Here is a 10,061-nt window from a genome sequence, read left to right as displayed (position 1 = left end):
CGACCGGCTGGGACGGCGACGGCGACGGACCGTCCCGCCGGGCGGGCGCAGGGGGAGTCGGAGGCGTCGGCGTGACCGCAGGACAATAGACTCGCTCCGGTCACCGCGCGTCATCTCCGATCGCGCGGCCGGCACACCGCAGACGCAGCAGGACAGCCACGAAGGGGGCACCGATGGCCGCCATCTCCCGCGAGGAGGTCGCGCACCTGGCGCGACTGTCGCGGCTCGCCGTCACCGAGGAGGAGTTGGACGTCTTCGCCGGCCAGCTCGACGTGATCCTCCAGTCGGTGGCCCAGGTCGGCGAGGTCGCCGCGGCGGACATCCCGCCGACCTCCCACTCGGTGCCGCTGACGAACGTGCTCCGCGAGGACGTGGTGACGCCGTGCCTGACCCCGGAGGAGGCGCTGTCCGGCGCGCCGGACGCCGACCAGCAGCGGTTCCGCGTCCCGCGGATCCTGGACGAGGATGTGGCCTCATGAGCGATCTGACCAGAATGACCGCGACGGAGATCGCCGGTCTCGTCGCCAGCGGTGAGACCTCCGCCGTCGAGGTGACGCAGGCCCACCTGGGCCGGATCGCCGCCGTCGACGACCGGGTGCACGCCTTCCTGCACGTCGACACCGAGGGCGCGCTGGCCGCCGCCCGCGCGGTCGACGAGCGTCGGGCCGCTGGCGAGGAGCTGGGCCCGCTGGCCGGCGTGCCGGTCGCCGTCAAGGACGTACTCACCACCAAGGGTGTGCCGACCACCGTCGGGTCGAAGATCCTCGAGGGGTGGCGCCCGCCGTACGACTCGACGATCGTGCAGCGGCTGCGCGACGCCGGCACGGTGATGCTCGGCAAGACCAACATGGACGAGTTCGCGATGGGCTCCTCCACCGAATACTCCGCGTACGGCCCGACCCACAACCCGTGGGACCTGGACCGGATCCCGGGCGGCTCCGGTGGCGGCAGCGCCGCCGCGCTGGCCGCGTACGAGGCGCCGCTGGCGATCGGCTCGGACACCGGCGGCTCGATCCGCCAGCCCGGCGCGGTCACCGGCACCGTCGGCGCGAAGCCCACCTACGGCGGCACCTCCCGGTACGGCCTGGTGGCGTTCTCCTCGTCGCTGGACACCCCCGGCCCGTGTGCCCGTACGGTGCTCGACGCCGCGCTGCTGCACCAGGTGATCGGCGGGCACGACCCGCGCGACTCGACCTCCATCCCGGCCCCGGTGCCGGACGTGGTGGCCGCCGCGAAGCTCGGCGCCACCGGCGACCTGACCGGCGTGAAGCTCGGCATCGTCACCGAGTTCACCGGCGAGGGCGCGGAGCCGGGCGTGCTGGCCGCGTTCCGCGAGTCGGTCGACACCCTGGCCAAGCTGGGCGCCGAGATCGTCGAGGTGTCCTGCCCGCACTTCGCGTACGCCCTGCCGGCGTACTACCTGATCGCGCCCAGCGAGTGCTCCTCCAACCTGGCCCGGTTCGACGGCGTCCGGTTCGGCCTGCGGGTCGGCGACGACGGCAACCGGTCGCTGGAGGAGGTCATGTCGCTGACCCGGGAGGCCGGCTTCGGTCCGGAGGTCAAGCGGCGCATCATGCTCGGCACGTACGCCCTCTCCTCGGGCTACTACGACGCCTACTACGGGCAGGCGCAGAAGGTCCGCACCCTGATCACCCGGGACTTCACCGCGGCCTTCGAGCGGGTCGACGCGCTGATCTCGCCGACCACGCCGTTCGTGGCGTTCCCGATCGGCGCGCGCACCGCGGACCCGTACCAGATGTACCTGGCTGACCTGTTCACCATCCCGACCAACCTGTACGGCGGCCCGGGCATCTCGGTGCCCTGCGGCCTCTCCGACGGGCTCCCCGTCGGCCTGCAGGTGATGGCCCCGACGATGGCCGACGACCGGATGTACCGGGTCGCCGCCGCGCTGGAGTCCGTGGTCGGCACGTTCACCCCACCGGCGCTGTGAGGCAGGAGCTCAGATGACCACGACACTGCCCGCGTACGACGAGGTCGTCGCGCGCTACGAACCGGTGATCGGCCTGGAGACCCACGTCGAGCTGGGCACGAACACGAAGATGTTCTGCGGCTGCCCGACCGACTTCGGCGGCGAGCCGAACACCCGGGTCTGTCCGGTCTGCCTGGGCCTGCCCGGTTCGCTGCCGGTGGCCAACAAGGCGGCCATCGAGGCGACCATTCGGATCGGCCTGGCGTTGAACTGCTCCATCGCCGAGTGGTGCCGGTTCGCCCGGAAGAACTACTTCTACCCGGACATGCCGAAGGACTTCCAGATCAGCCAGTACGACGAGCCGCTGTGCTTCGACGGCTACCTGGACGTCGAGGTCGGCGGCGAGCTGGTGCGCATCGGCATCGAGCGGGTGCACCTGGAGGAGGACACCGGCAAGACGCTGCACGTCGGTGGCGCCACCGGCCGCATCCACGGCGCGACCGAGTCGCTGGTCGACTACAACCGCGCCGGCATCCCGCTGGTGGAGATCGTCACCAAGCCGGTGCCGGGCACCGGCGCGCTGGCGCCGGAGGTGGCCCGGGCGTACGTCACGGAGCTGCGCGACGTGCTCCGCTCGCTGGGCGTCTCCGACGTGCGGATGGAGGAGGGCTCGCTGCGCTGCGACGTGAACACCTCCCTCAACCTGCCCGGCGAGGAGTGGGGCACCCGCACCGAGACCAAGAACGTCAACTCGCTGCGCTCGGTGGAGCGGGCGGTCCGCTCGGAGATGTTGCGTCAGGCCGCCGTGCTCGACGCCGGCGGGAAGATCACCCAGGAGACCCGGCACTTCCACGAGGACACCGGCGACACCACGCCGGGCCGGTCCAAGGAGACCGCCACCGACTACCGGTACTTCCCGGAGCCGGACCTGGTGCCGCTCGCCCCGGACACCGCCTGGGTGGCCGAGCTGAAGGCCGCCCTGCCGGAGCTGCCCCGGCTGCACCGCCGCCGGCTGCAGCAGGACTGGGGCCTGTCCGACCTGGACATGCAGTCGGTGCTCAACGCCGGCGCGGTCGAGCTGATCGAGGCCACCATCGCCGCCGGCGCTACTCCGGCCGCCGCCCGCAAGTGGTGGCTGGGTGAGCTGTCCCGGCGGGCCAACGAGGCCGGCCTCGAGCTGGCCGACGTCGGCGCCACCCCGGCGCAGGTCGCCGAGCTCCAGGGGCTGGTCGACGCGGGCAAGCTCAACGACAAGCTGGCCCGTACCGTCCTGGAGGGCGTGGTGGCCGGCGAGGGCTCGCCGACCGAGATCATGGCCAACCGGAACCTGGAGGTCGTCTCCGACACCGGCGCGCTCACCGCCGCCGTGGACGAGGCCATCGCCGCCAACCCGGAGGTCGCGGACAAGATCCGCAGCGGCAAGGTCGCCGCGGCCGGCGCGCTGGTCGGCGCGGTCATGAAGACCACCCGCGGCCAGGCCGACGCCAAGACCGTCCGCGAGCTGATCCTGGAGCGCCTCGGCGTCCAGGGCTGAGCCCGACCCGTCGAAGGCCGCCGTCGCAACCCGGCGGCGGCCTTCCGCTTCCCCCCGAGTACGCGCGATCCGCGCCACCCCTCGCGAGGCGTCAACGGCGACGCCCGGATGGAGTCACCGTGAACGAGCACGACCTCGACGTCCTCGACGAGATCCAGCGGCGGGTGCTCTGGCTCGCCACCCGGATCGTGGACGCGGCCAACCACGACCGGGACACCGGCGACGGGGTGAAGGTCGGCGGCCACCAGGCCTCCAGCGCCTCGCTGGTCACCGCGATGACCGCGCTCTGGTTCGCCCACCTCGACGCCGAGGACCGGGTCGCGGTCAAGCCGCACGCCTCGCCGGTGTTCCACGCCATCCAGTACCTGCTGGGCAACCTGGACCGGTCGTACCTGCCGAAGCTGCGGGCGCGGGGCGGGCTCCAGTCGTACCCGTCGCGCACCAAGGACCCGGACGAGGTGGACTTCTCCACCGGCTCCGTGGGGCTCGGCGCCGCCGCGCCGCTGTTCGCCGCGGTCACCCGCCGCTACGTCGACGCGCACTTCGGGGCGCGTCCGCGCTCCCGGTTCGTCGCCCTGATCGGCGACGCCGAGCTGGACGAGGGGAACATCTGGGAGGCCGTCGCCGACCCGGCCACCACCGGGCTGGGCAACGTGATGTGGCTGGTCGACTTCAACCGCCAGTCGCTGGACCGGGTCGTCCCCGGCATCCGGATCAACCAGTGGCGGGGCCAGTTCGAGGCCGCCGGCTGGCACGTCGTGGAGGTCAAGTACGGCCGCAAGCTCGCCGAGGCGTACGCCGGCCGGGCGGTGAGGCGCTGCGCGACTGGATCGACCTGATGCCCAACGAGCAGTACCAGTCGCTGTTCGGGCTGGCGGGGCCGGCCCTGCGTAAGCAGTTCCTCGACGGCGCGCCGGCCGAGGTGGGCGCCTTCGTCGCGGACATCGGAGACGACGAGCTGGGCCCGCTGGTGACCGACCTGGGCGGGCACGACCTGGAAGCCATGCTCGACGCGTACGCGCAGTGCGACGCGGTGACCGACCGGCCCAGCGTGGTCTTCGCGTACACGGTTAAGGGGTGGGGGCTGCCGATCGCCGGTAACCCGCGTAACCACTCCGCGCTGCTCAGCACCGAGCAGGTCGACGCGCTGCGCGCCGCCAACGGTTTGACCACCGAGACCGAGTGGGACCGCCTCGACCCGGCATCCCCGGCCGGCATCCGGGCCGGCGAGCGCCGGGAGTCGCTGTCCCGCGCGCCCCGCGAGCGGTCGCTGGGGGTCACCGTCCCGGAGACCACCCGGGTACGCGCCAACAAGCCCGTCTCCACCCAGGAGGTCTTCGGCCGGGTGCTGGTCGACCTGGCCCGGGATCCCGCCGTCGCGCCGTACCTGGTGACCACCGCGCCGGACGTGGCCACCTCCACCAACCTCGCCGGGTTCATCAACAAGACCGGCGTCTTCGCCCCCACCGAGCAGCGCTCGTGGACCGAGGACCGGATGCTGCGCTGGACGGAGAGCCCCGCCGGCCAGCACATCGAGCTGGGCATCTCGGAGATGAACCTGTTCCTGCTGCTCGGGCAGCTCGGCCTGTCGTGGGACCTGTCGGGGCAGCCGCTGCTGCCGATCGGCACCGTCTACGACCCGTTCGTGCTGCGCGGCCTGGACGCGTTCCTCTACGGCACCTACTCCGGCTCCCGGTTCGTGGTTGCCGGCACCCCGTCGGGCATCACCCTCGCCCCCGAGGGCGGCGCCCACCAGTCGACCATCACCGCCTCCGTCGGCCTGGAACTGCCCGGCGTCACCTTCCTCGAGCCGGCGTACGCGGCCAGCCTGGACTGGCTGCTCTGCGACGCGCTCGGGCAGATCGCCGGTGGGTCGACGCCGGCCGCCACCGCCGCGCCGGCCGAGGACGGGGCGTACTACTTCCGGCTGAGCACCCGGCCGATCGACCAGGCGCCGTTCGAGGCGGCCCGGGCTCGGATCTCCGACGCGGTGCTGCGGCGGCAGGTGGTCGCCGGGGCGTACCGGCTGGTCGACGCGCACCAGGCGTACCCGCAGCTGGCGGACGCCCCGGTGGTCACCCTGGCCGGCTCCGGCGCGGTGCTGCCGGAGGTGCTCGCGGCGGCCGCGGAGCTGGCGGAGGAGGGCATCGCCGCGCACGTGGTGGACGTGACCTCGCTGGACCGGCTCTACCGGGCCTGGCAGCGGACGCTGCGCCAGGGGGTGCGGACCGCAACCGTGCCGAGCGTGCCCGGCGCGCTGCGGGCGGCGTTCGGCGATCGGGCCCCGGTGGTGACCGTGCACGACGCCGCCTCGCACGCGATGGCCTGGCTGGGCTCGGCGCTCGGCGTGCCGGCGGTGCCGCTCGGGGTGGACGAGTTCGGCCAGTCCGGCAGCGTCCGCGAGCTGTACGAGCTGCACGACCTGCTGCCCGGCAGCATCGTCAACGCCGCCCTGGCCGCGCTGTCGCTGCGCTGAGCCAGGGGCGCGAAGCCTGAGCCGAGCCCGCCCCGCCGCCATCCGCGGTGGCGGGGCCGGAGCCGGAGCCGGTGGGTCAGCGGGTCGGGGTGGGGGTGACGGGGACCGGGGCGCCCTGCGCCGGCTCCTTGACCACGTGGCGTTCCAGGTTGACCTGCGCCTGCCCGGTGCCGCCGACCGTGATGTCGTCGTAGGCCTGGAGCAGTTTCTTCTGGTCGAAGTAGAGCACGGTCATCGACAGCGGGGTCGGCTTCTCGCCCTCCAGACCGCGCAGCCCCGCCCCGCCGGTGGAGCCCTCCACCATCAACTGGGTGGACTGCTTGCCGAGCTGCTGCGGCAGCTTGGACACCTGCCGGGCGTGGGTGTGCCCGGCGAGCACCAGGGGGCAGGTGCCGGAGAGCGGGCCGGCGGAGGCCGGGTCGTGCACCAGCGCGATGTTCACCGGTCGGGGTGAGCGCTGGACCGTGGCGGCGAGCTGCTCACCAGCGCCGATCACCTGTTCGGCGACCTGCTTGGTCAGGCCGCTGCCGGCCGGCGAGGTCTCCTTGTCCGGGGTGAACCGGGGGTCGCCGATCCCGGCGATTGTCAGTCCGCCGACCGTGGTGGTCGAGTTGTTGAGCACGATCGCGTTGGGTTGCCGGGCCACCGCCGCGGCGGTGCGCGAGGAGTCGTGGTTGCCCCGGATGTAGACGTACGGCTTCTTGAGCAGGCCGATCGAGCCCACGAAGGAAGCCTCCGGCTCGCTGCCCCAGTCGGTGATGTCGCCGGTGTCGATCACCACGTCGATGTCGAACTGCTCCACCACGGTGCGGATCAGCTGCCAGCCGGTCGGGTTGAGGTGCATGTCCGACACGTGCAGCACCCGGGTGGTGCCGGGCGCCGGCTCGTACACCGGCAGCGCCGAGACCGTGGTGTAGAGCTGGCTGACGTTGCCGACGATGCGTTGCAGTTGCTCGGCGTAGCGCGAGTAGTCGTTGGCGATGCGCCGGGCGTCGCCGACGATCGCCGGGGCGTTGACCAGCAGCCCCTCGTACCGTGGCTCCTCGATCGCCTGGGGGCGCAGGGTGGCCGCGGCGAGTCCCAGGCTGCCGGCGGTGACCGCCAGCGCGAGCCCGGTGGACCAGGCGGTGCGGCGGACGTCCCGGAAGATCAGCCCGGCCAGCAGCAGCGTGGCCAGCACGGCCGACCCGGCGGTACGCAGCCCGAGCCGCATCACGCCGTCGCGGACGTCCTCGACCGCCGACAGGCTGGCCCGGTTGATGCTGGCCGGGTCGTCGATCAGCGCCTCGGTCTTGCGCTGGTCCAGCGCGCCCAGCCGGACGGTCAGGTGGGTCGGCCCGTCGTGGCTGTCGAGTTGGAGCGCGCCCAGCGGCGGGACGTCGACGGTGGTGCTGCCCTTGACCGCCGGGGCGAGGGTGAGGTTGGCCCGGAACGGGCCGATGTCGGTGTTCACCCGGCCGCCGGCCAGCACCCCGATCACGGCCCCGGCCAGCGCGACCGTCAGGACGGCGAGCACCACGCCCACCCGCCGGACCCACCCCGACCGGTCCGACCGGCCGGCCCGGTCCCGCCCGGGCCGCCAGCGTCGCTCACGCCGGGCCGGGGGAGTGTCCTCGTCCCCGGGCCCGCGCTGCTCGTTCTCCCCACCGTCCATGCTGAGATTCTGACCTGCCCAATGATGGATCTTGGCAAACCCGAGAGACGGCGGCGAGTTCCGCGCCGAAACTCCCGGTGTGTCGCGCCTCCCGGCGGCTCGTGACAGCCGTTCGGCCGGTGCTCAGCTGCGCCCGGCGCCACCGTCGGCGAAGACCAGCCGCAGCAGTCGGTCGTCCTCCGGCGCCGGCTCACCCCGCCCGTCGTGGTTGGACGTGGAGACCCAGAGCGAGCCGTCCGGGGCGGCGGCCACCGCGCGCAGCCGACCGTACCGGCCGGTCAGCAGCTGGCGGGGCTGCCCGAGCACGGTGCCGGTGTCGGTCAGCTCGAGCAGCCACAGCCGCTCGCCGCGCAGGCAGGCGGTGACCAGCAGCCGACCCGTCGCCGCCAGCCCCGAGCAGGACGCCTCCGCGGTACGCCACTGCACGATCGGGTCGGCGTACCGCTTGTCGCCGGCCTGCCCCTCGACGGTGGGCCAGCCGTGGTTGGCGCCCTTGTCGATCCGGTTGATCTCGTCCCAGGTGTTCTGGCCGAACTCGGTGGCGTACATCCGCTTGCCGGCGTCCCAGGCCATGCCCTGCACGTTGCGGTGCCCCAGCGACCACACCGGCGAGCCGGGGAACGGGTTGCCGGCCGCCGGTCTGCCGTCCGCGGAGATCCGCAGGATCTTGCCGCCGAGGCTCTTGCGGTCCTGCGCGAAGGTCCGGTTGCCCGCGTCACCGGTGCTCACGTAGAGCTGCCCGTCCGGGCCGAAGGCCAGCCCGCCGCCGTCGTGGTTGCCCGCCTTCGGGATGCCGGTGAGGATCGGCGTCGGCGTGCCGCCGAGCTTCAGCCGGGCGACCCGGTTGTCCCGCTCGGTGGTGTAGTAGACAAAGACGGTCTCGTCCTTGGCGTACGCGGGGGAGACCGCGATGCCGAGCAGCCCCGCCTCGCCGCCAGCCGCCACGTCCGGCACGGTCTGCACCGGCGCGACCCGCAACCCCTCCGGGCCGGACTCCGGGCCGACCTTGAGGATCCGCCCGCTGTCCCGCTCGGTGACCAGGGCGCCGCCGTCCGGCAGGAACGCGATGCCCCACGGCACCCGCAACCCCTTGGCCAGGACCGTGGCGACCACCTCCTGACCGGCGCCGCCGGCGCTCGCCGACGCGGACGGGGTGGGCAGGTTGGGGGGCTCGCCGGCCGGGTCCGGCTCCGGCGGGCCGAAGCTGCACCCGGAGGTGGCCAGCAGCAGCGCCGCGCAGGACGCCGCCAGCACCGCGCGACGGCGGCCGGTGCGGAGGTACGGGGGACGGGCGCTCACCCGGCCCAGCCTAGCCCGCGAATCCGGACTTCCCGGCCCACCGGCGACGGTCGACGGCGTCGCGACCCACTCAGCGGGCCCGGACGGCGAGCAGCGCGACGTCGTCCTCGCGCCGGTCTGAGGTGGTGAGCAGCAGGTCGCACAGCTCGGCGAGGGGGAGCGGACCGGTGCGGGAGAGTCGGCTCAGCAGCTCGGCCAGCCCCTCGTCGATGGAGCGGTCCCGGCGCTCGATCAGGCCGTCGGTGTAGAGCAGCAGGGTGTCCCCGGCCGCCAGGGTGGTCTCCTGCTGCTGCGGTGGATCGGCCGGGCGAAGCCGAGCAGCGGCTCACGCCGGCCGCCGAGGACCCGGACCACGCCCTCGGCGTCGACCAGCAGCGGCGGTGGGTGCCCGGCGTTGCACCAGCTCACCGTCAGGCCCCCGGCCGCGCGGGGACGCAGCCGGGCCAGGGTGGCCGTGGCGGCGGCCGGGATGCGCAGCCCGGAGATGGCGCGGTCCAGCCGGGTCATCAGCTCGTCCACCGGGTCGTCCGGCCGAAGGCGTTGCCGCGGACCAGGTTGCGCAGCTGGCCCATGGTCGCGGCGGCCTCGATGTCGTGGCCGGCGACGTCACCGATCGCCACGACCAGGTCGCCGTCGGGCTGGACGAAGGCGTCGTACCAGTCCCCGCCCACCTCGACCCGGTCCGCCACCGGCTGGTAGCGGGCGGCCAGCTGGACCCGGGGGCTCTCCGGCAGGACCGGCAGCATGCTGTGCTGGAGCACCTCGCCACGTGCCGCTGCTCGTCGTACATCCAGCTGTTGCCGAGCGCCTGGCCGGCCCGACGGCCGATCTCCAGGGCGATGTGCAGGTCGCTGTCGTCGAAGGGCCGCCGCCCCGGTGCGTTGATCAGCGTCACGCAGCCGACCACCGCGCCGCGCCCGGGTGCCGGCACCGGCACCGACAGGTGCGACGCGAAGCCGAGCCGGTCGGCGAGCGACACCATCTCCGGGTCGGTGGTGGCTCGCCGGACGTCGTCCAGGGTGGCCGCGCTGCCCAGCACGGGCTGGCCGGTGCGCAGCACCGTACGGGTGATCGACTGCGGGCCGAGGCCGGTCGTCAGCAGTTCGGCGAAGCGGTCGACCTGGGCGGCCTGCCACGGGTCCCGGTGCAGGGCGGTGACCCGGCGCGG

The 10,061-nt window shown here is 73.6% G+C and carries 6 protein-coding genes and 3 pseudogenes; 4 read left to right on the top strand and 5 right to left on the bottom strand.

The features are described from left to right. The first annotated feature begins 173 nt into the window (after positions 1-173). The 4 genes and pseudogenes from gatC (at position 174) to JNW89_RS17625 (ending at position 5,940) form a co-directional block, all read left to right on the top strand. The gene (gatC, locus tag JNW89_RS17640) at positions 174-479 is read left to right on the top strand and encodes an Asp-tRNA(Asn)/Glu-tRNA(Gln) amidotransferase subunit GatC (RefSeq protein ID WP_088963593.1); all 306 of its coding nucleotides are present in this window, start codon (positions 174-176) and stop codon (positions 477-479) included. Further along, on the top strand, positions 476-1,951 hold the full coding sequence (gatA, locus tag JNW89_RS17635) for an Asp-tRNA(Asn)/Glu-tRNA(Gln) amidotransferase subunit GatA (protein WP_238449750.1): 1,476 nt from the start codon (positions 476-478) through the stop codon (positions 1,949-1,951). Before gatC ends, gatA begins: the two co-directional genes overlap by 4 nt. 13 nt (positions 1,952-1,964) lie before the next feature. After that, a complete protein-coding gene (gatB, locus tag JNW89_RS17630; RefSeq protein ID WP_238449749.1) occupies positions 1,965-3,464 on the top strand; it encodes an Asp-tRNA(Asn)/Glu-tRNA(Gln) amidotransferase subunit GatB in 1,500 nt (499 codons plus the stop codon). A gap of 119 nt (positions 3,465-3,583) precedes the next feature. Then, positions 3,584-5,940: pseudogene (locus tag JNW89_RS17625) on the top strand (transketolase C-terminal domain-containing protein). 76 nt (positions 5,941-6,016) lie between these two features. On the opposite strand, the gene JNW89_RS17620 reads toward JNW89_RS17625, so the two are convergent. From JNW89_RS17620 to JNW89_RS17605, 5 genes and pseudogenes are all read right to left on the bottom strand, one after another. Further along, complete coding sequence (locus JNW89_RS17620; RefSeq protein WP_238449748.1) at positions 6,017-7,594, bottom strand: metallophosphoesterase; 1,578 nt, start codon at positions 7,592-7,594, stop codon at positions 6,017-6,019. A gap of 123 nt (positions 7,595-7,717) precedes the next feature. Beyond that, a complete protein-coding gene (locus tag JNW89_RS17615; RefSeq protein WP_238449747.1) occupies positions 7,718-8,893 on the bottom strand; it encodes a sorbosone dehydrogenase family protein in 1,176 nt (391 codons plus the stop codon). Positions 8,894-8,963: 70 nt separating this feature from the next. Further along, a pseudogene (locus JNW89_RS36800) lies at positions 8,964-9,400 on the bottom strand (PP2C family protein-serine/threonine phosphatase). Beyond that, entirely contained in the window at positions 9,400-9,654 is a 255-nt protein-coding gene (locus JNW89_RS36795; RefSeq protein ID WP_309139996.1) for a SpoIIE family protein phosphatase, read from the bottom strand. The pseudogene JNW89_RS36800 and the gene JNW89_RS36795 overlap by 1 nt, the downstream one beginning before the upstream one ends. Before the next feature lie 101 nt (positions 9,655-9,755). Further along, positions 9,756-9,965: pseudogene (locus JNW89_RS17605) on the bottom strand (stage II sporulation protein E); the annotation flags it as partial. Positions 9,966-10,061: the final 96 nt, after the last annotated feature.

This window comes from Micromonospora sp. 4G55 (genome assembly GCF_016803375.1).
The sequence above is the reverse complement of the archived record's forward strand: the minus strand, read 5'-3'. Positions and strand labels throughout refer to the sequence as shown.

What these genes read in the sequence shown, in the direction of transcription:
- gatC (WP_088963593.1), top strand. Translation starts at nt 174, where the DNA reads ATGGCCGCCATCTCCCGCGAGGAGGTCGCGCACCTGGCGCGACTGTCG.
- gatA (WP_238449750.1), top strand. Translation starts at nt 476, where the DNA reads ATGAGCGATCTGACCAGAATGACCGCGACGGAGATCGCCGGTCTCGTC.
- gatB (WP_238449749.1), top strand. Translation starts at nt 1,965, where the DNA reads ATGACCACGACACTGCCCGCGTACGACGAGGTCGTCGCGCGCTACGAA.
- JNW89_RS17620 (WP_238449748.1), bottom strand. Translation starts at nt 7,594, where the DNA reads ATGGACGGTGGGGAGAACGAGCAGCGCGGGCCCGGGGACGAGGACACT.